The organism is Microcoleus sp. EPA2, from assembly GCA_020882975.1.
In the GTDB taxonomy this organism is placed as follows: Bacteria; Cyanobacteriota; Cyanobacteriia; order Cyanobacteriales; family Microcoleaceae; genus Microcoleus.
On record JAHRFD010000022.1, the window covers coordinates 16,200 to 38,355 of the forward strand.

The 22,156-nt window shown below is 42.6% G+C and carries 22 protein-coding genes and 1 pseudogene; 11 read left to right on the forward strand and 12 right to left on the reverse strand.

Features of this window, described 5'->3' with window-relative positions:
* Positions 1-32: 32 nt before the first annotated feature.
* The 3 genes from AAFP14_RS18405 (at position 33) to AAFP14_RS18415 (ending at position 5,994) form a co-directional block, all read left to right on the forward strand.
* Positions 33-2,363 carry a GumC family protein gene (locus tag AAFP14_RS18405; protein ID WP_341733682.1) on the forward strand — a complete coding sequence of 777 codons (2,331 nt, stop codon included), beginning with the start codon at positions 33-35 and terminating at the stop codon, positions 2,361-2,363.
* Positions 2,364-2,808: 445 nt separating this feature from the next.
* Positions 2,809-4,176, forward strand: a complete 1,368-nt coding sequence (locus AAFP14_RS18410; RefSeq protein ID WP_341733683.1) for an NAD-dependent succinate-semialdehyde dehydrogenase — start codon at positions 2,809-2,811, stop codon at positions 4,174-4,176.
* A gap of 180 nt (positions 4,177-4,356) precedes the next feature.
* Positions 4,357-5,994: an acetolactate synthase large subunit gene (locus AAFP14_RS18415; RefSeq protein WP_341733753.1), complete on the forward strand. Its 1,638-nt coding sequence runs from the start codon at positions 4,357-4,359 to the stop codon at positions 5,992-5,994.
* A 303-nt stretch (positions 5,995-6,297) separates the two neighbouring features.
* Here the strand turns inward: AAFP14_RS18415 and AAFP14_RS18420 are convergent, their stop codons facing one another.
* Positions 6,298-6,537 carry a hypothetical protein gene (locus tag AAFP14_RS18420; protein WP_341733684.1) on the reverse strand — a complete coding sequence of 80 codons (240 nt, stop codon included), beginning with the start codon at positions 6,535-6,537 and terminating at the stop codon, positions 6,298-6,300.
* Positions 6,538-6,603: 66 nt separating this feature from the next.
* Here AAFP14_RS18420 and AAFP14_RS18425 point away from each other — a divergent pair, with 66 nt between their 5' ends.
* The 6 genes and pseudogenes from AAFP14_RS18425 (at position 6,604) to AAFP14_RS18450 (ending at position 8,917) form a co-directional block, all read left to right on the forward strand.
* Positions 6,604-6,843: a DUF2283 domain-containing protein gene (locus AAFP14_RS18425; RefSeq protein WP_341733685.1), complete on the forward strand. Its 240-nt coding sequence runs from the start codon at positions 6,604-6,606 to the stop codon at positions 6,841-6,843.
* A gap of 56 nt (positions 6,844-6,899) precedes the next feature.
* Entirely contained in the window at positions 6,900-7,151 is a 252-nt protein-coding gene (locus AAFP14_RS18430) for a hypothetical protein (RefSeq protein WP_341733686.1), read from the forward strand.
* Between the two features lie 365 nt (positions 7,152-7,516).
* Positions 7,517-7,687, forward strand: a pseudogene (locus AAFP14_RS18435) (type II toxin-antitoxin system RelE/ParE family toxin); the annotation flags it as partial.
* On the forward strand, positions 7,659-7,976 hold the full coding sequence (locus AAFP14_RS18440; protein ID WP_341733687.1) for a helix-turn-helix domain-containing transcriptional regulator: 318 nt from the start codon (positions 7,659-7,661) through the stop codon (positions 7,974-7,976). The pseudogene AAFP14_RS18435 and the gene AAFP14_RS18440, both read left to right, overlap by 29 nt.
* Positions 7,977-8,147: 171 nt before the next feature.
* Positions 8,148-8,546 carry a hypothetical protein gene (locus tag AAFP14_RS18445; protein ID WP_341733688.1) on the forward strand — a complete coding sequence of 133 codons (399 nt, stop codon included), beginning with the start codon at positions 8,148-8,150 and terminating at the stop codon, positions 8,544-8,546.
* A 14-nt stretch (positions 8,547-8,560) separates the two neighbouring features.
* On the forward strand, positions 8,561-8,917 hold the full coding sequence (locus AAFP14_RS18450; RefSeq protein ID WP_341733689.1) for a hypothetical protein: 357 nt from the start codon (positions 8,561-8,563) through the stop codon (positions 8,915-8,917).
* Between the two features lie 72 nt (positions 8,918-8,989).
* Here the strand turns inward: AAFP14_RS18450 and AAFP14_RS18455 are convergent, their stop codons facing one another.
* From AAFP14_RS18455 to AAFP14_RS18475, 5 genes are all read right to left on the reverse strand, one after another.
* On the reverse strand, positions 8,990-9,739 hold the full coding sequence (locus AAFP14_RS18455; RefSeq protein WP_341733690.1) for a hypothetical protein: 750 nt from the start codon (positions 9,737-9,739) through the stop codon (positions 8,990-8,992).
* Between the two features lie 54 nt (positions 9,740-9,793).
* Positions 9,794-11,431, reverse strand: coding sequence for a hypothetical protein (locus tag AAFP14_RS18460; protein WP_341733691.1), 1,638 nt, complete (start codon positions 11,429-11,431; stop codon positions 9,794-9,796).
* Between the two features lie 69 nt (positions 11,432-11,500).
* Positions 11,501-11,887, reverse strand: coding sequence for a hypothetical protein (locus tag AAFP14_RS18465; RefSeq protein WP_341733692.1), 387 nt, complete (start codon positions 11,885-11,887; stop codon positions 11,501-11,503).
* Positions 11,888-11,898: 11 nt separating this feature from the next.
* A complete protein-coding gene (locus AAFP14_RS18470) occupies positions 11,899-12,861 on the reverse strand; it encodes a hypothetical protein (RefSeq protein WP_341733693.1) in 963 nt (320 codons plus the stop codon).
* A gap of 26 nt (positions 12,862-12,887) precedes the next feature.
* Positions 12,888-14,087: a hypothetical protein gene (locus AAFP14_RS18475; protein ID WP_341733694.1), complete on the reverse strand. Its 1,200-nt coding sequence runs from the start codon at positions 14,085-14,087 to the stop codon at positions 12,888-12,890.
* Positions 14,088-14,321: 234 nt separating this feature from the next.
* Here AAFP14_RS18475 and AAFP14_RS18480 point away from each other — a divergent pair, with 234 nt between their 5' ends.
* Positions 14,322-15,761, forward strand: a complete 1,440-nt coding sequence (locus AAFP14_RS18480; RefSeq protein WP_341733695.1) for a helix-turn-helix domain-containing protein — start codon at positions 14,322-14,324, stop codon at positions 15,759-15,761.
* A 258-nt stretch (positions 15,762-16,019) separates the two neighbouring features.
* Here the strand turns inward: AAFP14_RS18480 and AAFP14_RS18485 are convergent, their stop codons facing one another.
* On the reverse strand, positions 16,020-16,421 hold the full coding sequence (locus tag AAFP14_RS18485) for a gamma-glutamylcyclotransferase family protein (protein ID WP_341733696.1): 402 nt from the start codon (positions 16,419-16,421) through the stop codon (positions 16,020-16,022).
* A 279-nt stretch (positions 16,422-16,700) separates the two neighbouring features.
* Between AAFP14_RS18485 and AAFP14_RS18490 the strand changes: the two genes are divergently transcribed.
* A complete protein-coding gene (locus AAFP14_RS18490) occupies positions 16,701-17,300 on the forward strand; it encodes a VOC family protein (RefSeq protein ID WP_341733697.1) in 600 nt (199 codons plus the stop codon).
* A 53-nt stretch (positions 17,301-17,353) separates the two neighbouring features.
* Here the strand turns inward: AAFP14_RS18490 and AAFP14_RS18495 are convergent, their stop codons facing one another.
* The 5 genes from AAFP14_RS18495 to AAFP14_RS18515 form a co-directional block, all read right to left on the reverse strand.
* Complete coding sequence (locus tag AAFP14_RS18495) at positions 17,354-18,631, reverse strand: bifunctional sterol desaturase/short chain dehydrogenase (RefSeq protein WP_341733698.1); 1,278 nt, start codon at positions 18,629-18,631, stop codon at positions 17,354-17,356.
* Between the two features lie 192 nt (positions 18,632-18,823).
* Positions 18,824-19,108 carry a hypothetical protein gene (locus AAFP14_RS18500; RefSeq protein ID WP_341733699.1) on the reverse strand — a complete coding sequence of 95 codons (285 nt, stop codon included), beginning with the start codon at positions 19,106-19,108 and terminating at the stop codon, positions 18,824-18,826.
* A gap of 72 nt (positions 19,109-19,180) precedes the next feature.
* Positions 19,181-19,765 carry a hypothetical protein gene (locus AAFP14_RS18505; RefSeq protein ID WP_341733700.1) on the reverse strand — a complete coding sequence of 195 codons (585 nt, stop codon included), beginning with the start codon at positions 19,763-19,765 and terminating at the stop codon, positions 19,181-19,183.
* 3 nt (positions 19,766-19,768) lie between these two features.
* Positions 19,769-20,920, reverse strand: coding sequence for a DUF3696 domain-containing protein (locus AAFP14_RS18510; protein WP_341733701.1), 1,152 nt, complete (start codon positions 20,918-20,920; stop codon positions 19,769-19,771).
* Positions 20,917-22,071, reverse strand: a complete 1,155-nt coding sequence (locus tag AAFP14_RS18515) for a DUF262 domain-containing protein (RefSeq protein ID WP_341733702.1) — start codon at positions 22,069-22,071, stop codon at positions 20,917-20,919. Before AAFP14_RS18515 ends, AAFP14_RS18510 begins: the two co-directional genes overlap by 4 nt.
* Positions 22,072-22,156: the final 85 nt, after the last annotated feature.

The following is a 22,156-nucleotide window of genomic DNA, read 5'->3' on the forward strand; positions in this document are numbered from 1 at the left end:
CAGACGTTGAAACTAATAAGCTGCATAAACAAATGAAACCAGGGAAAAAGTCTCAGATATCACTGCTTAAAAAAAACCAAAAATCCCCAGGACCGCGACAAATATCTTCGGTGCTTTACGACAGAGAAAATGATTTTTTAGAACTGGAACAAACAGAGTCAGAGCCATTGAATTTTTGGGAAGTATGCCGCAGTCGCTCGTTTTTAGTCCTAGGCGTAGCTGCGGCAGTAACCACGGGAGTTTTTGCTTGGACATTGAATCAAAAAAGTGAGTACGAAGGACGATTTCAATTATTAGTAGAACCCACTGTTACCCAAAACACTTTAGCAAAAATCTACTCCGGTGAATTGAAACTCAAACCAGGCGGTTCCGAAACGCCAGAAAATCCTGGTTTTGACTACGAATCCCAAATTCAGGTTTTGCAAAGTCCGCAAGTAATGTCGCCAATTATCAAACAGTTGCGGGCGAAGTATCCTGAAATTAATTACAACTACCTTTTTAACGAAAAAACAGAGAATTTGCCATTCGACCGGCAAACGAGGTTGTCAATTAATCGATTCAAAAACACCAAGATTATCGAAGTTAAGTATCGGGATTTCGATCCGAAAAAAATTCAGTTTGTTTTAGAAAAAGTTGCGTTAGGCTACCGCAACTATAGCGTCCAAGATACCAGAACTCAAATTAGTCAGAGTCTGGATTTTGTGAAATCGCAAATTCCCAATCAGCAAAAGCGCCAACAAGCGATTCAAACAGAAATTCAAAAATTGCGTCAGCAGTACAATTTCATCGATCCGCAAATTCAAACCCAACAACTAGCGCAGCAAATTAGTCAACTTCAAGCGCAAAGATTGGATGCTCAAACCCAACTAAATCAGCAAAGATTGCTCTATGCTAATTTGCAAAATCAGCTAGGACTGAATCAGCAACAAGCCCTGATGGCTTCTTCTCTGAGTCAAGCACCTCGCTACCAAGCAATGCTGACTCAATTGCAGCAATTAGAAGGACAAATTGCGATTAATTCAGCGACTTATACTGACCAAACTCCCCAAATGCAGTTGTTGCGAGAACAGCAAAAAAATCTGATTCCTTTGTTGAAAAAAGAGGCTACACAGGTTTTGGGAACTGATTTAGGTAAGGTAAATTCTCAAGTGCTGGCTTTTCAAGATCCGGTGCGGATTAAGTTGATCGAGCAGTTTATTGGTACTGCTAATACTATTCAGGTTTTGGGAGTGCGAAATCAAGTTTTGGAACAAGCTGCTAAGCAGTTGAATCAATATTCTCAAGGATTCCCGGTGATTTTGCGGCGCTATTCGGATTTGCAGCGGGAGGCGGATTTAACCAATAGTACCCTGAAAAATTTGTTGGCAAAACAGCAAGCTTTGCAGCTTGAAGCTGTGGGTAAAAAAGAGGTGGCTTGGGAGGTGATTGCTAAGCCGGAAATTCCGCGCTATCGCAATGGGGAGTTGATGGCTGTTGCTCCAATTATGCCTTTAAATTTGGCTTTGGGGGGATTAGCTGGTTTAGTTTTCGGTATGCTGGCGGCGCAGTTGGCCGAACGGTTTAATAATGATAAGGTGTTCCAGACTCCAGAGGATGTCAAACATTCGATTCGACTGCCTTTGTTGGGGGTAATTCCTGCTAGCGATAAAATTTTGAGACTTCCTCCTGCGGAGACAGTTAGTGTTGAGGTAGCAAGTTCGCAAATGCCGACGGATGCTTTTCAGGAGGCTTTTCGATCGCTCAATGCTAATATTCGCTTGCTAAAGGTTGATAGTCCGATCGCCTCTTGTGTAATTACTTCTTGTCAAGTAGCAGATGGGAAGTCTACTGTAGCTGTAAATCTAGCACGGGCCGCGGCGGCCATGGGCCAGCAGGTGTTGTTGGTGGATGCGGATTTGCGACGCCCCCAGGTGCACGAAATGCTGGGTTTGCCGAATTGGCAAGGGTTACACAATGCGATCGCGGATGATGTAGATGTAGAAAAGTTGATTTTGCGATCGCCCCACGATGAAAACCTGTTTGTGTTAACATCAGGCCCTGTTCCTCCCGATCCCACCAAGGTGCTTTCTTCCCGAAAAATGCAGCATTTAATGGCAGCTTTGTCAAATAATTTTGACTTAGTGATTTACGATACTGCGCCACTTTTGGGTTTAGCCGATGCCAATTTGTTAGCCGCTCACACTAATGGATTGATGCTGGTGGTGGGGCTGAATCAAACTGAGCGAGAGGCGCTACTGTTGGCTTTGGAAGATTTGAGAATGGCCGATATTCCGCTGTTGGGAATGGTGGCAAATAACGATAAAGGGAGCAGGTATTACTATCAGTCTTACGTCCAGAATTACATCGAGGAAAAATCGGTGTAAGTACCCAGCATTGGGGTAAAAATAAAATCACAAATCCCCCAATTTATATCTACCCCAATCCCTGTAGGGGCGAAGCATTCGGGCTAATAGCCGATGGGAAACACCCAAATTTATAGGCCCAAATGCTTAGCCCTGCCCCACTCTCTCTTTTCTGCCTTCGCGTCAAGAGCGCCTTCGCGGTTAAATCACCTGACGGTACAACCGGAAACGATCGCATTTCCGGCTCAACAATTAAACTTGAAAGGCAAATTATCTTAAGATTTGCCATCGAGATTTTGCACTATAATTAAAAGTTGAGAGTTTTAAACAAATTGCCAAACCTGCAAATTAACAAAACCTGAAAACGTGGCCGGTAAATTTCCATTTTGTAATACATTGATACAACTCCCCGCCTAGCTGGAAAACTAGAAGGGAGTTTTGTGTTTTTCACACAGGAGATAAAACAATGGCTATTGCTACTATCAACCCGACAACGGGAGAAACTGTAAAAACTTTTGAGCCCCTCACAGATGCGGCAATCGAAACCAAGCTAGGATTAGCACAAACAGCTTTTAAACAATATCAGCGACTGCCCTTCGAGCAGCGCTCTATCTGGATGCAGAAAGCTGCGGATATCCTGGAGCGCGATCGCGAAATTTACGCTAAAATGATGACCCTAGAAATGGGGAAAACTCTCAAATCTGCGATCGCCGAAGTCGAAAAATGCGCCCTAGTTTGTCGCTACTACGCCAAAAACGCTGCTCAATTTATGGCAGACGTACCAGCCAGCACTGACGCTAGCAGCAGCTTTGTCCGCTACCAACCCTTGGGCGTTATTTTAGCCGTCATGCCCTGGAATTTCCCATTTTGGCAAGTTTTTCGGTTTGCAGCGCCGACACTGATGGCGGGCAACGTAGGCTTGCTCAAACACGCTTCCAACGTGCCACAATGTGCTTTGAAAATAGAGGAAATTTTCACCGAAGCAGGCTTTCCCGAAGGCGTTTTTCAAACATTGTTAGTGGGATCTGACAAAGTAGGTAAAATAGTGGCGGACGATCGCGTTAAAGCAGCCACTCTCACCGGTAGCGAACCCGCGGGTGAAAGTTTAGCAGCCCAGGCTGGCAAAAATTTGAAAAAAGTAGTGCTGGAATTGGGAGGAAGCGACCCCTTTATCGTCATGTCTAGCGCCGATTTACCAGCAGCTTTATCCACTGCTGTCACATCGCGAATGCTCAATAGCGGCCAAACTTGCGTCGCTGCTAAGAGATTTATTTTAGCAGAAGAGATTGCCGAGGAATTCATCGCAGGATTTGTGGAAAAATTCGAGCAACTAAAAGTAGGCGATCCGATGTTACCAGAAACTGATATCGGCCCTTTAGCGACTCCCGCAATCCTCAAAGAATTAGAAAATCAAGTACAAGCTTGCATCGCATCGGGAGCTAAACTGCTAACAGGTGGCCGTGCTTTGTCAGAAAAAGCCGGCAATTTCTACTTGCCAACTATTTTGACAGATATTCCCCTGGATGCCGCCGCCCGTCAACAAGAATTTTTCGGGCCAGTTGCTTTAGTATTCCGAGTAGCTAACATCGATGAGGCCATAGAATTAGCCAACAGTACGTCCTTTGGTTTAGCCGCGACAGCTTGGACTACAGTAAGCTCAGAGTGCGATCGGTTTATTTCCGAACTAGAAGCTGGGGCAGTATTCATCAACGGTTTAGTCAAATCAGACCCCAGATTGCCCTTCGGTGGCATCAAACGCTCCGGTTACGGACGCGAATTGAGCATCCAAGGAATTCATGAATTTGTTAACATTAAAACAGTGTGGGTAAAATAAGCGCGCACTCAATCAACTTCTGGCAAAAATCTAAATTAATCTGTGTTGATTGTGCCACGGGCATCCTACCTGTGATATAAATTCCGCAACACAGAGAGATTTTGCCTAACTGTTAATTAGGATTTTTGCCAGAAGTTGACCAGGAGAAGATATCCCCACTTACAGAGGACTAAAATGGAAATGAACACAGCTCAATTACTGGTACAATGTCTAGAGAATGAAGGCGTCGAATATGTTTTTGGACTCCCAGGCGAAGAAAATCTAGAAGTTCTAGAAGCCCTAAGAAACTCCTCAATTAAATTTATTACTACTCGTCACGAACAAGGCGCTGCTTTCATGGCCGACGTTTACGGCCGCCTGACAGGCAAAGCCGGCGTTTGTTTATCCACCTTGGGCCCCGGCGCAACTAACTTAATGACTGGTGTGGCTGATGCTAACTTAGACGGCGCTCCTCTCATTGCCATTACCGGACAAGTTGGTACTGATAGAATGCACATAGAATCGCACCAATATTTAGATTTGGTGGCTATGTTTGCCCCAGTTACTAAGTGGGGAGCTCAAATTGTTCGCCCTGGTACAACCCCAGAAATTGTCCGCAAAGCCTTTAAAGTAGCTCAGAGTGAAAAGCCGGGAGCAGTTCACATTGATTTGCCAGAAAACATTGCAGCCATGCCTGTGGAAGGAAAACCTCTCACCAAAGACAACCGGGAAAAAACTTTTGGTGCTTACCAAAGTTTGAATAAAGCCGCTGTGGCAATTTCCAAGGCAAAAAGTCCTCTGTTGTTAATTGGAAATGGCGCGATTCGAGCGAATGCTAGTGAAGCTGTTACCGAATTTGCTACTCGATTGAATATTCCAGCAGCTAATACTTTCATGGGCAAAGGTGTAATTCCTTACACTCATCCTTTGGCACTTTGGACAACGGGGTTGCAAAAACGGGATTACATTAGTTGTGCTTTTGAAGAAACCGATTTAGTGATTGCAGTTGGCTATGATTTAATTGAATATTCCCCGAAAAAGTGGAATCCTGACGGCAAAATTCCGATTATTCACATTGGAGCTTTGCCATCAGAAATCGATAGCAGTTATATTCCCATTGTAGAAGTTGTGGGAGATATTTCCGATTCGCTGAATGAAATTTTACAGCGTGCGGATAGAAATGGAAAAGCCGATCCTTTTGCTAAGCAATTGCGGGCAGATATTCGGGCGGGCTATGAACAATATGCAGCGGATGATGGTTTCCCAATTAAACCCCAAAAATTGATTTATGATTTGCGGCAGGTGATGGGACCTGATGATATTGTAATATCTGATGTGGGTGCTCATAAAATGTGGCTCGCGCGGAATTATCATTGCGATCGCCCAAATACCTGTTTAATTTCCAACGGCTTTGCGGCGATGGGAATTGCGATTCCGGGCGCGTTGGCCGCCAAACTGGTTTATCCCGATCGCAAGGTGGTAGCAGCCACGGGAGACGGCGGTTTTATGATGAATTGTCAGGAGTTAGAAACTGCTTTGCGAGTCGGTACTAATTTTGTGACGCTCATCTTTAATGATGGCGGTTATGGTTTGATTGAATGGAAGCAGGAAGATCATTTTGGTCATTCCGATTTCATCAAATTTGGCAATCCCGACTTTGTGAAGTTTGCCGAAAGTATGGGTTTGAAAGGCTATCGAGTGGAGGCTGCAACGGATTTAATTCCTATCCTCAAAGAAGCCCTGGCTCAAGATGTACCTTGCGTGATAGACTGTCCGGTTGATTACCGGGAAAACGCGCGTTTCAGTCAACAATCTGGCGATATGAGTTGTAATTTGTAAGAGTAGTCTAGATGGGGACACGGCAGTGCCCAAAGCGTGTCAACTTAAGGTACAACCAATAGTCCGGCAGGGGTTGAAACCCCTGCCTCAAAGCGCAAGTCCTCTAAAAGAGGACTGATGAGTTCTTGAGTCCTCTTTTAGAGCGTCCCACGGACGCTGTACGCCCGTTATGAATTAAAGAAACTCTCTCCCCCTCCCCCATTCTCCCCCTCTCCCCCTCTCTTGAGATGAGAGTTTTCAACTAGGATTTGGGATGAGTTTCTGAGGAGGACTTTAGCTATTAGAGGGGGAATTCATTCACGCTTAGGACTCGAAGGCCCACAGACAGACTTCGCGGGCTTTCAGGCGATTGTTGAAACCTATGGGCAGTGCCGTTTCCTCCGTCGCCTTATTTCGGGTAAGGGACTTTGAGCGATCGTCTGGTTTTTGTTTCCATTCAGATAACGATCGAGCTAGCATCCGGGCGTGAGCAATTTCTCTATCACCTATAAGACGGACTTGGGAACTAAAGAGTGAGATAATAGCTAATGTTTTTCCCGTCAAGGTGACAAATTCTACTTCATATCCTACGCCTTACTTAACAAAAAATGTTACCCAAGGAGAGATAATATGGCAGAAGAATTAACTTTTAAATACGATGCTATTGGGGATATTTTGTACGTCAATAAATGTTCACCTTATGCAGAGCAAGAATCGCAAGAACTCGACTATGGAATTGTGGCTCGTCTCAATCCTGACACGGAGGAAATTGAAAATCTGGAAGTTATGTTTTTCTCAAAGCGGTTGCGAGAGAGTAATGTATTTGAATTACCGATTGTGGGTGACTTGCACTTGAGTCAGAAGGCTTAAAAAAGTGGCGACACGCTAGCACTCCCCTTAAAAGCCCGATCGCCTGTGTTAAAATTATGGAAGCTCAACCACGAGAAGTACAAAACTACCTAAAAGCCGATGGCACAAGTCCCTTTGAAGGATGGCTTGATTCCTTTCAAGATACGAAAACTGTATCTAAAATTAAGAAACGACTCAGGCGAGTTGAGCTAGGCAATCTGGGAGATTATCGCTCACTAGGAGCCGGAGTTTGTCAGGAACTCAGGTCTAAAGATACTGAGCTTGCAAGAGAAATCGAAGCAAGCTATTCTGACCAGCCTCAGTCTTAACTGACTACGTTATTTGGGTCACGACACCGGGCGAATGCGAAGCTAGTTCCCTGCTCTGTCGTTTGCAATTAAACAGTTCTAAAGTCACTGGAACAGTGTTGCAAGCTTAACAAGCCCTTATAACTTTGGCGAAGCTAACATTACCCCGCAAGGGAGGCCCAACAAAGGCAACCATTATGCGTACAGGATTGCAAGGCTTGAGATGGTAATTGTCCCATTGAAAGTACATTACAAAAGTACACTCCCGTCAAACAATCCCTGGCGCGGTAATGGAAAAAAAGATTCACGGTGGTTAAAACCACCCACGTCGTTTCCCTCTCAGGTCTAAAGACTCTGAGTTTCCCACTTACCGTACCGAGCTTTTTTATGAACTTAATATTGATTATGGCCCTGGCTATCGCATCTATTTTGGACAAATCGGGTTAACAGTTGTGTTGCTGCTATGTGGCGGTGATAAAAGCACTCAAGAACAAGATATTAGCCAAGCTAAAAAATATTGGAGAGATTATGAAAGAACTCAAAGTGCCAACAAGTAGAAGCTACCATGAATACTTGATTTCTTCTCTGAAAAATCCAGAAAGTGCTGCTAGCTATATCGAGGTTATGTTGGAATTAGAGTCTGAAACACCAGAACCAGAATTGCTGCGAGCAGGACTTAAAGATGTGGTGGATGCTTATTTGCAGATGAATAAGTTATCGACGGAAGCTAAATTTATATATGAGAAACTCGATCGAATGTTGTCTGAGAGTGGGGGCGAGGAAATTTATGCTTTGATAGTTTTACTAGATAAACTGGGGTTCCAGTTAGCTGTTGCAGTAAAATAGGTTAATTAATCCAGTAGTTAGGGCGATTCCCTACGGGATAGCTGCGGTTCACGCGCTTTTTTACAATTTGGGATGTAAGGGCGATCGCGCTTTTGCTCTCATGTCTCACTCTATTAACTTATCGTCAGCAATAACTATGATATAATAAAAAATACGATATTTGTAAAAGCTATGTTTCAAGCAACATTAATTGATGTTTCCTTAGATCCAATATTAGAGCGCTTAACGCAACTTGCCCAACTAGAACCTGACTGGGATTCTTATGGTGCATTAGCAGTTTCGCCCGTTGCTTTTGTAAAAGCCTGTCAGTTGCTAATTCATGTTAAATATTCTCTTTCATCTTTAGTTGGCGATCTAATTTTACCCTATGATGCAGCACCAATTGCTAATGGTAGCCTACAACTGGAATGGCGGAGTCCACAGGGCAATCTAGAAGTGGAAATTAAACCTGATATGAGTTTCAGCTATCTACTAATTAAGGGAGAAGGAAGCGAGAGAAAATTTGAGGAAAAAAACCAGGTGTCATTATCTGAAGTCCTGAATGTGGTGTCTCAGCTATTGATTGCATAAGTCAGGATGAGATAATGCTAGAAGAAATTGCAGACAATGATATTCTTTATCGTCGAATTCCTAATGTACATCTCTATGAGGATGGTACTGTAAAATCAGTTGCTTTCCAGGTTAGAGGAAAACCTGATAACAGTATCTCAGTTGAGTTAGCTCGGTTAACAACTCCGCAGGAGAGTTTAGCTTTTGCGAAAAATCCTGACACTACAAAAGTGGGTGTGTTGGTAGCAGGATATGCCCGTTCTTTAGGTTTCATTATCCGCCACGATCCCTTGCAGGATAATCCAGCTCATTGTCTTATGGAGGGGGAAAACAATAAAGTCAAGTGTAAACTATTGGCTGAGGCTACAACTATTTTAACTTTGCCTGAGTAAGAGCGATCGCGCTTTTTGAGAAATTGGGATTTAAGGGCGATCGCACTTTTGTAGTAACTAGGATATCAGCAGCTAGGGAGCTAGCTTAATCTCTGGTAATTTCAAACTTAATTGGTCATCTTGATTTAGGTTAGAAGGTAAGCCTATTTTATAAAAGAACTCATCAGAGAACTTTACAGAAGATTCAACCGCCCACTTAGCACAACCATATCCCAGACACTGGTGCGGGAAGAAAAGGCTTCCTTCTCGTGTCATTGGGTTAAGCTTTTTGATTTTCTTCTCTAACTTTTGCCTTAATTTTTCATTAAGCGTCTTATTATAACTTTCTCCAGTTCCAATCCACTCAGGTTTATAGTGGATTAAAGCATTCCGTAGGAAAATGAGTGAAGCAGCAGATTGATAAGGTTCTGCTCCTCTATCAAAGCTTTCTGATTTTACTATACAAAGAGCCCTTTCGTATTTTATTATAAGTTGTAAGCTTCGTTCCTTATCCCACTCTTCATTCATTTTTTGGGTAACATCAGGATTCCATTCATTAGAACGGGAAATATCTTCTACATCTGTAAACAATTCGTTGATTGTAGCCTCTAGATAGCAGACCGCAGTGATTATGGAACCTATAACATACGATCTATGTTTCTCAAACAACTCTGATGAATCTTGGCTGTCATCATACTTATCTTCTATGTCATAACTTAACTTTGCAAAGTGAGCTGCTGCTTTAATATGGCTAAATGATAATTTATGACTCACCTCAAGAGAAGTAATTTCTATCTTAGAATGATCTGTGTAAATATTTGCGCTTATAGGATAGTCAGTCATAGCTATTTTATGAGTAAAAGATGGGTTTAAAATCTTGAATCTTCCTGGATAAAATCAGGGCGATTCTGTTTTAATTTTGTTGCTTATTAGCGTGTAGTTGTTCTGATAATCAGCAAGCTTTTCTTTAGCTTGAGCTTCCACAAATGTACCTTGAGGAATAGAACTTAACAAGTTGATCGCCTGCTGCAATTTTGATTGAGCATTCTGCCAGACTTCTTTAGGATGAGGTGGATTATTCACCAGGACGGCAGCTTCCCATGCTAGTTTTTGGGCGGCGTCTAAATTAGTGGCTGCTTTCTGTTCAGTGACAATTCTATTAGTAATCGCCTGATAGTTAGTTCGATAAACAGTTAGCTTTTCTTGAGCTTGAGTTGCAACAGGCGAACTGTCTGGAATTGCCTCTAACAATTTGATTGATTCCTGCCACTTCCCTTGTACTTGCTGCCAATTTTCTAGTGGATGAGGCGGGTTTTGAGTCATAACGGCAGCTTCCATTGCTAGTTTTTGAGCTGCTACTAAATTTGTTGCTGTTGGGTCTGGCTGAGGAGTCGGTGTTAAGGTGGGTGAAGGTTCAGAATTTGGTTTTTGCTCCCCAACATTTAGAGGAATTCCCGAATTTGCTATTGTCTGCTGACTCGGTGAAATTTGAAAGGTAGTTTTCCAGCCGACAAAACCCAAAACTCCTAGAGTCAGTGTGGATAGTATCAGTATCCAGCCACTTCTACCCCCGCGTCTTTGCTCTGAAGACATGGTACGGTCAATAGGATTTAGAGATTCTCCTGTCTGTGTGGATCTTTCGCTTTGCTTACGACTAGGTTTTTTTTGTTCCTTGCGACGGCGTTCTTTTTCTAGGTGTTTAAGAGATTGTTCAGCCTCTCCTCTTAACCTATTAGCCCGGTCAATTAAAGCATTAGCTTTTTCTTTTAAGGATACACATTCATTCAAGATAATTCCTAATGTTGTAGTTTGATCATCATCATAAGATATAATAAGCCCATGCTCTTCATCAAACCATTCTATCGCAAACACTGATTCCCCAAAGTAAGATATAAAAGCTTTTATGCGCTCAATTGGCTCGACATTTCGTTCAAGATTGTGTACGATACTATCCAGTTTTGGCTGAACCTGTTTTAGCTGTTCTTGAGCTACCTTTATTTGCTGAACTTGTTCCCTTAAACTTGGCTCTTCATCAAAGTCTATGTGAATTCTTAAATTTTCATCAATTTGCCTTACTTCTTCTGGAATACTTAGAGATTTCCTTTCCCATTCTAGCTTGATCAATAATTGTGAATCATTTAAAATATTTTCTGCTATATTCTTTAGACCCTCGCCCCACTCAATTAAGTTTTCAACATTTTCTATTAAGTCAGCAAGAGACGTTTCCTTATTCGGGTCGCCCAATTTTTCAGCAAGTAGGCCACTCCCTGCCGATACAAGTGCATCTACTAAAAATCCACCAGGTATGAACCAGCCCGCAACTGCCCCTAACAAAGGTATCACTCCCAAAAATCCTTTATTGAATCTCTCATTATTTAATACTTCTTCAAGTTCCTTGCCAATAGTATTTAGTCGCTTTATAAGATTATCGATCTTCCCAATTTCACGTCTGATTTCGCTAGGATTGCCAATAGTAAGTTTCATTGCTTCGGCAATTTCTGGCAGTTGGTTTAGAAGGTTTTCAAGGTCAGCCATGATTTACTCTCCTTTAGAGTGGGGGAATCCCCACTCTAGTTTATCAATAATGGTTTAACAGCTAGCTAATTAAAACTTCCACTCGTGGTTTGGATCGGCGAGAGCAGCCTGCACAGAATATAAATTAGCCAGTTCTTTAAACGGGCTAGACTTAGCAAGCTCTGTAATCGAATCTAATGCTAATCCCAGTTGCTCATTATTACCAGATGCTATTGCTCGATCGACCACATCGAAAAGTTGATTAAAATTTTGCGATCGTTCATCAAAGGAGCGATCGAGGTACTCCATTAACAAATCACGTTGAGCTTTAATCTTGGCGAGGCTTTCCTTTTCCCAGGCTTTGATTTCACGACGCTTTGTCCGCTCTTGTTCCGCGATTTGCTTGTACTCAGCGTAATGTGCAATAACTTGCTGCAAGACATCACCACAGCTAACAAACGCTGCCATTTTGCTCATTGTTAATTTCCTCACAGATTCCCGTATTTTGCTTGAATATTTGCCACTGCCGAATTCAGATTTCCTTTGCTGTCTAACACAGGGGTTTTCATAATTTCTACAAGGGCTTTCACCAGTAGGGCTACCTGTTGAAACTTAGCAGCATCTTGAACTCGATCAAAGGGTTTTGATTCAAGTTTGTTGAGAAGTAGAACAACGCGATTGTCTAAATCAGACACCAATTTGCCTAATTCTTTGACTCGCCGTTCGACTTGTCGGATGAAATCTCTAGCCTCTTCTATTTTGGCAACTTCAACGTTAACCTGAGCTTCGTATTCACGTGCTTTCGTTAAAGCTTCCTCACCTTTACCTGCAATTTGGAAACCGCCAACAGCTAAAGCAGGGCCAAGTGCAATACCTCCGAGTACAGCGCCACCTAGTGCCATGCTGCCACCGCCTAACCACGCCGCCACACCAGACATACCGAGTTGAGAAACAGCTACATTGGTACTAAACAAGCCAAAAAATTGAGGAACCGCAACTGTCCCAAAAGTTTGCGCCACGCCTACTGCTGTAGCACCAGCAGCCGCGCCTGCCCCTGCGGCTGAAGTCACACCTTGGAATACTTCCTGACCTTCCAGCGCGACAGTTTTGTATTCTTTTAGCTGCTGAATTGATATGCCTTCTAGTCCAGCTAAAAATTTCATATCACTTTGGGAAGCTTTCTGGCCAATGCGTTCGATGAAAGCCACAAACCGCCCAATAGTACGATGCCTTACACGAATTTGCAGTTGACCGTAAACTTCTGCTAATCTGTTGGCTGCTTCCCAGTCTACTTTTAGATCGCTGACTGCTTTCTCGTGTCGATGTTGGGATCGTTCTCCTATTTCCTTGGCTTGATTGATGTTACCAAAGCCTTCACTACCTTTCACAGCGCCATACGCAGCAGTAGCTAAAACAGCAGCGCCCATAATAAACGGAATTACAAAAATCATAAACTACTCCTTTTATTCCCAGTAAATCAATCACCCAAAGACACGTTTAGCTCCCAGTTTTTATCCTCCATCTCTTGATATGAATATGTCAAATCGCCTCGCCTACCGATCTGAATTGTGTAAAACTCTGCTTTTTTTATACTATTCACTTCGATAGAAAATTGGCAGTGGTTATCAGATATTATTTTACCTATGCCTAACTCTCCAGTCGCAATAGTTTCTCCTTTATGATCTTTTACTAGCACCTGCCTACCACTTTTAATATCCCCGTAACCTCCTTTTCCATTACAAAACTGACCCACTCCACCGAAGAAGTCATCCTTGAGTGTTAGTGAGCCTTTAATATTGTGATTGAAACCTAAAAAAGGTATTCCTTTAAAGGTTAGAGTTGCTAAGACAATAACTCCTACTACAATCAAACGTTTTTGACGATCGGGATTTTCATTAAGATAATTTTTGCCGATGTCTAATAATTCGTTAAATTTTCGTTCTCTAAGCAAATCAATAATCGGAGTCAATAGATCAGTCAAATTTGCAAATTTATCGGTTGATAATTTTTTTGAATCTGAACTAACCTCAGCCTTTAGCTCAAACTCTCGATTCCAAGCCGGGAAATCTTCACCCGCCTGCTGCCCGTAAACCTTCACAGATGCGATCGCCCCCGCCTTCAAATTCGTCAACTCCCTGCGGACAATCCTGATAGAAGCCTCCTCATCAGGAACCCGATCGCCCTCCAGCATCACCTGTAAACAACCATCTTGCAAACTCGCAGTCGCACTAATCCCCTTATTCTGTAACGGAAGATTTAACAGACTGGCGATCGCCTCCACATCCCCAAGCTTAGCCCGTTCCTTCAAACTAAGCTGATTTGACTCCGTATTCTGACTAGAACTTGCCCGCACCTGTGTGCCATTCGCAACAGGCAATTTTTGCCCCGCCACTTCAAACTCTTGACTCCACGCCGGCACCTTTGCGCCCGTCTGTCGCCCGTAAACCTTGACTTTCTCAATGGATGCAGCCCCCAAACCCGCGATCGACTTACTCACCCACCCGGCCAAGACTTGCTGACTAGGTGCTGCTGTCGCTTCCAGCATCACCTGTAAACAACCATCCTTCAGGGAAGCTGCGACGGTGATGCCCTTGGGTTGTAGCTGGCGGTTCAGCAGAAGCGCGATCGCCTTTGCATCTCCCTGTTTCGCGAGTTCCAAAATATTCGGTTGTGTCATAACAGGTAGATACAACTAGCGCTTAGCATAATCTTTTGTTGTCTTAAGTATAAAGTAGTATAAAGTATAAATTTTTCCCTAAATGCCAAATCTTGTCAAGCCATATAAAGTCATATTTAGTAGTTTTTTTCCATCCCAACTAAGTCATGAAAAGTCACATTTAGCTAGTTGTTACCGAAAAAGTCATGTTTAGTTGAGTTACAATCAAGTCAAACCCTTGCATCTACGTGACTAATGGACGTTGAAGAAGCCTTAAAGTTTACTGACAATCTAGCTTTAACTACTACGGGAAAACACTTAGATAGTCTGCAAAAAGCTATACTACGCGGCGCTTGGAACAATCAAAAATATAAGGAAATTGCCGAGGATCACAACCGTTCAGAGAAATATGTTAAAGAAGTTGGTTTCAAATTGTGGAAGCTTATGTCAGTTGCATTAGGTGAGGAACAAGTATGTAAAGCAAACTTTAGAGCTAAATTGGAAAATTTACAAGCTTCTAATATTGTCTCACTCGTCGGGAATGGCTGCATCCATATTGGCAACATCTCTGCTGAAAGTTTGCACTCCCCAGAAGCCTCACAATCTGAACCGCAAGACAAGGATAAATTTCACGAAAAAACTAGCAATTCCGAACCTAAAATACATTTAGACTTAGGCGACGCACCAGAACCCAACCTATTCTATAACCGCACATCCGAACTCACCACCCTAGAAAACTGGATTTTAAGCCCCACCCGCCTCATCACCATCCTCGGCTTATCCGGCATTGGCAAAACCGCCCTGACACTCCAATTAATCCCACAAATTCAACACGAATTCGATCGCATAATCTGGCGCAGCCTTTACAACGCGCCACCCCTCCAAACACTCCAAACCGACATAATTAAATCCTGTAGGGGCGGTGCCCCCGTGCCCGCCCTCTCCGTGCCCGAAGAAAGGGCAACCACGGGGGGATGGCCCCTACTAGAATATTTACGATCGCACCGCTGTCTGATCATCCTCGATGATATCCAAACCATTTTCAGCAGCCAACAACTCGCAGGAAATTACCAACCAGGCTATGAAAATTACGGCCCATTCTTCAAACAACTAACAGAATCATCCCACAACAGTTGCTTAATTCTCCTGAGTTGGGAAAAACCCAGAGAAATTGCCACCTTAGAAGGCGAAAACCGCCCATGCAAATCCCTGCAACTCAACGGTTTAGGCACGGAAGCACAGGAAATATTCAGAGAAAAAGGATTAGCAGAACCGGAAAAATGGTCAGAACTAATAGACCTTTACCGAGGCAATCCCTTATGGTTAAATATAATTTCCACTATGATTCAAGACTTATTCGGCGGTAGCGTTTCCGAATTCCTATCCTATGATACCCTCTTCTTAGGTGACTTAGAATCACTATTGGAGCAGCAGTACGATCGCCTAACTGCATCTGAACAACAAGTTATCGCATGGCTAGCAAGTACCCCAGAACCAGCAGACATCTCAAAAATACCAGAAAATCTGCAACTATCACCGCCAGAACTATTGAAAGTGATCCAATCTTTAGGACGACGGTCATTAGTTGAAACAGTAAAACAAAATGGGCGATCGCACTTCACAATCTGGCCAGTAATCAGAGAATATATAATCAACAAAACCAGCATCAAAAAGCGATCGACTTATCCAGATTAGTCAAATCGGCAGAAATCGGTTGACTGTCAACATCACCTGACGGTGCAACCGGAATTGATATTAGATCAAATCTGCTACCATCAGAATTATAAAATACAGCTAAATGTCAAAAACCCGGTTTCTGCGTGAATATCTGTTGAAAAAATCGACGATTTTTGGAAGAAACCGGGTTTTTTGCGTAAGCCCTAGCCATAACAGTCAACACTCAAAAAACCAAAAATAACGCTTTCAACGCCCCCAGAGCCTCAAAATACCAAATCAGAGATACAGCCTATTTTTCCAGGTCCCATCAGGCAGGAAGATGCCTCTGAGAGAACGAAGGCGATCGGGTAACATCAAGTAAGCCCAAGCAGTACCTAAAGATTGGCAATTGAGATCGAATATTTCGATTTCCTGTCGCTGATATTCGTTTTGTGCGGGTGGGCGTTCAGGATCGTATTCTTCAAGTCCGTCTAAATCTGGCAAAATAGCGGAGTCGCCGAAACACAGGAGGAAACCGTAGACTCTTCCTTCCCCAGAAATCATAGCCGGATAGCCTGCGGGCAAGGCAAAAAGCTGACCGCGGGCGATCGCCGGACAAGCAGACACAACCTTTCCTTCGCAATAGCGGAGGTAGTTGCATTCACCGGGTTTGAGAGTACCGTAGACAAAGACTTTCATCACGCAGACCCTAACGGCTAGTTTTTGCTAACATATATGGCTAACCTAATAAACTTCTCCCATAATTATTGTCGAACCCGTCAGGTCATCAGACTTGTTCTTAACAGGCTGTTTGGGAGTTCTCTAAATAGTTTAAGCCTCGCGGGCGACTGCGAGTGTTGTTACCAACAATAGGATTTGGGACTATACACTTTCGGGGAAAAAGCCGTCCTGCTATCAGGACGGGGTTTTAAACCCAATTTTCTGATAAATTTCGTTGTTTACCCTTTCTTATAATTCATGACTCTAGCAGTTAGTATTATTACCCCGGCACTTCACCCTTTGCACTTAAGTTCTTTCTTGCCATCGCTGCCCCTAGACAGCTTGTTTTCGACTCAAGGCATTATGGTGATGCTGCTAGCAGCCTATGCAGGGGCGATGTGGATGTTTCTCACCAGTGCACCCAAGGTACACACCGTGATGGTATCAGATCTGGGGCAAGCTCGACAATTTTACGAGGGAATGTTAGATCTGCCAGTAGCAGAGGTGCCGCTGCACTACTACTACAATTACGAGCAAACCTTGGGCACAACGGGTATCGATCCACTATATTTGTCGCCCAATGTCGGCAGGGGGACTAACAGTCAAACCATGGCGACTTCCGAGGGTTTGTGGTATCAGTTAATGAAAAATACCCAATTGCACGTAATTAGCGGTGCTCTAACGGGGGAAAAAAATCGCGATCGTCACGTTTGTTTCGATCGCGAATGTTTGGATCAGTTATTAATGAGAGTCCAAACTCGTGGCATGAAATATAAAATTCGCCGGGAAAAACCACTAAACTTTTTGGTAAAAGATTATGATGGCCGCGTCATTGAAATGTCTGAGGTAAGTAATTAGTTTGATTCAGTTGGAGAAACCCGGTTTTACTAAAAATCCGGGTTTTTTATTGGTCAATTAATCTTTGTACCCACAGTAGATTTTTCCGGTGTCATCGCTTCTTTGCCCTCGGAAATTACCGGGTGGCTGAAAATTTGGAAATACAAAGAAACCAAAAACTCTTTAACCGGAAAGAGTATCAATGTCAAAGGATTAATTGTCACGATGATATTGCGGGCATCGGCTTTAGCTTGCTTGACAATTTGCTGGGCTACCCAATCTGGTGACATAATGCCGATCGGATTTAACTTACTTTTAAACGGCCCTAAAATTAGTTTGCGAACAATACAAGGCGCATCCAGTCGCCGCAGAGTTACCAAGTCTCCTAAAGCCCGCTTGCTGAGCTCGTAGAGGGGACTGACAGCCGGAATTACTTCGGCTTCCGAGGTGTTGACCCAAACTTCTTTGTTAGCTATATTTTCGTTAGTGCGCACCGTTAGCAGAAAAAGTTCCATCAGCCGCCACGCGGAAAAAGTGTTGATTTCGTAGGAATTGGTGATCGCCTCTGGGCTTCTCGAACCCTGTACATTAATGCCGTGATTAATCACCAGAATATCGACTTTTTCTAACAATTCTGCTAAGTCTGCCTCTTGACCTATTTGCCAACTTATGGTTTTCACAGGCAAATCTTTGCCATCAATATTCACAGTAATTGTTTGATTTCCCGATGTGAGGGCGATAACTTTTGCACCAGCTTGGTGGAGATATTTTAACAGCAAATTTCCTAAAGTTCCCGATGCCCCCGTGACGGCTACAGTTTTGCCTTTGAGAGAAAGTGCAGTGCCCATAAGTTTATCGATTAACGTGAAAGTACCACAATAGTAAGCATTTTGATTATCGAAATGATGCCGCCAATGGTAAGGTTTATTCACCAACCAATTTCCCGGTGGAGTGAGGAAGTCTCCCGGTTGATGGGTGATGTCGGTTAATTCATCAGCACCCTTGATGCCGCAACCACGGGCGATCGCACTCAACAAAAAGCCTAAAGTATAAACACAACCCGCTGCTGCGCCCCAGTGATATTCCGGCATCCAGAAAAAAGCAGCCACCCACAGCAACAAGCCCAAAACCATCATAGACGCAGCTTCCGGTACATCGTGACGCCAGTGGGCTTGCTTGTAGATTGTCTCGCTGACGGGAGTCAAATTCGGGCGAAAAACGCGGTGGTGCCAAGCGTGTAGCTTGTACAGTGGCGGCCAATAGTGGGATACGACATGATAAAAGTCTCGGATGATTTCTGCCCAACAGACAGAAGCTATTGCCAAAGCGCCGACTATCCAGTAATTGATCATACTCGCACCAGTTGGAAATTTGAGATATTAGATATTGTCTGTTTTGAAAGATAACTCAAAATGGCTTTTTTAGCTAGTCTGGAAGTTTACTCAGGTGTTTTAAAATCTGCAAAACGCGGATGAAATGCAGAACAAGTTAATTTTGTTGAGATGTCGGTTGATTAGGATTTACGATGGGAAATTTTTTGTAAATCATTCTATTTTGGGACCGATATACCCAATGATTATCTTTCCCGGCCCTAATTCCGTGCAGAAATGGAGTCGCCAAGCTCCCGGTGTCATACGGATGTGCAAACTGAAAATACGCTTTTTTCCGTCAAGACATTTAATATTTAGTTGCTCTCTAAACTGCTTAAGCCTTGACTCGCTCTCTGGAGATACCTTGCTAGGAAGCTTCTCCAAATCCACGGCTCCGTCAGTCCAATTTTTGGATAAGGCATCAAGCTCCAATAACTTTCTGACAATTTGTCGTAACATTTTTGGATCGATAAGGCTTTGTATTTGTTCGCTAGTGCGATCGCAAAATTCCAGGCTGGAGAATAACTCAGCTCAACGGTTCCAAAGCTCCAAACCATCAGCAACTCCTGTTTGCTGACGCTTTTTAATCCAATCAGCGTGTTCGAGAACGTGGTTTTTATGACTAGCATGAAGAACCTCTACACTTTCTTCTATCAGCTCCTCATTGTCGTCTATTTGTATTAGTTCTAAATTGAGGCGACTGCGATTCCACAGCGATTCTGAATTTAGACTAATTGCCAATGTTTCAAGGTAATAAGCAACTTTGAAGCCTTCTGCTTGGCTACCCTCTAAACTAAACTCACAATCGGGATTTTCAACTTTTATTTTAATTTCTAGATTGGGAATATCAACGGATAAAGGAGCTTTAGTTGCGAGAGTTCTCAGAAAAGTCCGCTCTTCTCTATTAACTTCATTATCATTACGCCAACGAGAAAGAGGATAGTTTTCTGCAAGTACCATAGTATGAAAATCTGCTTGAGTGCGGATACCTTTCAATCCACAGCCTTTAGCTGCAACCATCGTCCTAATCAATTCTGACATCCATTGTCGTGCTATAGAAATATCAGGAGCAAGAGTTCGCGCGGATAGTTCATTAAACACCATCTCCAAATCCATCCCTTATTCTCCTGTTACCGCAGGTTCTAACAAAATTTCCAAGCTGTTGTCCCACTCATCAAAAAAACCATCCGGCCACCGATCTATTCGTCCGTTGCGATCGATTTTTGGCGATATTACCTCAGTCACAGCTTGTCCTTCTTTATTTTGACGCTGGAAGTAATGCAACTGAACATCTTTCGGGTCAAGTTTGCCCCCGTGAACCGCAAGGCGAATGCCATTTAAAACATGATCGCTGTGAGTTTCTATCACCACTTGAACGCCACCGCTAGCGGCCCAAGCTAATAATTGACCCATTTTAACTTGTCCTTTGGGATGAAGATGTGCTTCAGGATTTTCAATTAAAATGATTGTACCCGGTGTTGATGCAAGTGCCGCTACAATAATCGGTAAAGTGTAGCTAATTCCAAATCCCACATTTGTTGCACGGTAAGGATTGCTATCTCCATAGGAATATTGAAAACTCATCAAATCGACATCGGATTTGGCATCAATTTTAAGGCGCGTACCAGGACTAATTTCTCCCATCCACGCCTCAACTTGGTCGATTAAATCCATTGATTTATTAGGAGTCTGTGTCAAGTTTTGCCTTTTTAACTTTACATCGGGATGGCTGAGATTACTATTAGGGATAGCCCCACGCCCATTAATAGCAAGAAAATGTGCAGCATACTCGCCTTTTATCCCCAGTTGACCGAGCTGTCGTACTTGGTAATCAGACATTTCATTAAATGGGCGTGGCCCAAGCCTTTCTGCCTGAAGATAGTGAAAATTATTGCCAAAAATATTCGATTTATAGACTTGCGAACTAACTGGTTCCGAGTCAATCTTTAACACATCTACTTCTCTGTCATATTTGAAACTCCAGGTTGCTTTTTTATTATTTTCCCAAACAATGCCAAAACCAATTAAATCCTCTTTTGCTCCCTCAAAAAGTGCGTCTCTAGCAGTACCGATATTCACAAAATAGCCATTAAGCGCCAACCCTTTTTCTGGCAATAAACCCTGTTGGTAAGATTGTCTTAGCAGTAGGAGCGATTGCATAACAGAAGATTTACCCGTGCTGTTCAAACCTGAAAATAAAGTAAGATTTTTAAAGTCCAATAACTGATTTGCAAAAGGTTTGAAGTTGAGCAAGTGCACCGAAGTAATCATATCAAAACCTCCTGAATTATTTGTTCAATTATCATAAATCTATACTCAATTTTTTCCGCTGCCTGAGAGATAGAAGTCAAAAAATCTCGATCGCTGTCTACATAATTTCTAAATTTTTCAATCAACTGCTCCTTTTTTTGCTTCAATACATCAAGTTGTTCGCCGCTAAGCAAACTGAGATTAACAGACCAAACTTCAAACAATGCTTTATTAATCGGAAACATTTTTGTTTGGTGCTGGGAGATTTTACGAAAGGCATTTTTCCCAAAGATGTTCCATGCAGCCACCATAGCTTTTTTGAAATTATATTCAATTACTTTTAATTCTGGTTCAGACATATTGTTAATTTTTGATAATGCTTTACTTAAAAATAAATTTCTTTTTTCAGATTGATAGTTTTTATAAGATGTAAGTGTAAATGCTAAAAACCCCAGTATAAATTCCCGATCGTCCATCCGCATTTTACGCAAATTACTTAGCTTAGTAACTTGCTGAAATTCTTGTAAAAGAGCAAGTTTAGCTAAGAATTTTGTTGCCTTACCGGGGTTGAGAGCATGGCGCAGTTCTTGAGGAGACATCGGCAGTCCACCTGTATTAATCCGTTTGAAAATATTATATTTAACTTCTGGAGGCGTACCTTTTTCAATCAAATAAACTGTCACCTGAGTCTCCTCTATTCGACGCTGGTATCTGCGTCCGATTTCATCATAATTTTTGCCTTCTAAATTGAGCAAGTATTCTAGTCCGCATAACTTCAGTTTTTTATCGCTCATAAATTGCTTGAGAGCAGATAGCCGCTGCAATCCATCCACAACTAACCATTTATCTTCATCAGTTGCATCTATATAAAAAGCTGGTAATGGAATCCGAATCAGGATCGACTCAATCAGTCTGCTTTTAGCGTCATCTTTCCAAATGTTTGCATGACGCTGAAAATCTGGTGCTAAGTCAAGAGCTTCCTCATTGATTCTTCTTAGCAGTTGCTCGATGGTTGGTTCTCTGGTGAAAATATTAATTTCATCAGGATCGTATATCAATTTGTCTGTTTCATAAAGTTCATCACCGTTATCTTCTTCTTGATTCAAATTTAAGTCATCAATCATTGAATCTTGGTTGGATACTTGCTGTTCTAGTTTTGGCAGACCTACCATAGGAAATACTCCTCTGTGTTAACCTTGATGTTAGTATTTTAGCAAATAAGAGTCTTCTCAAATATTATCTCACAAATTTCGTGGC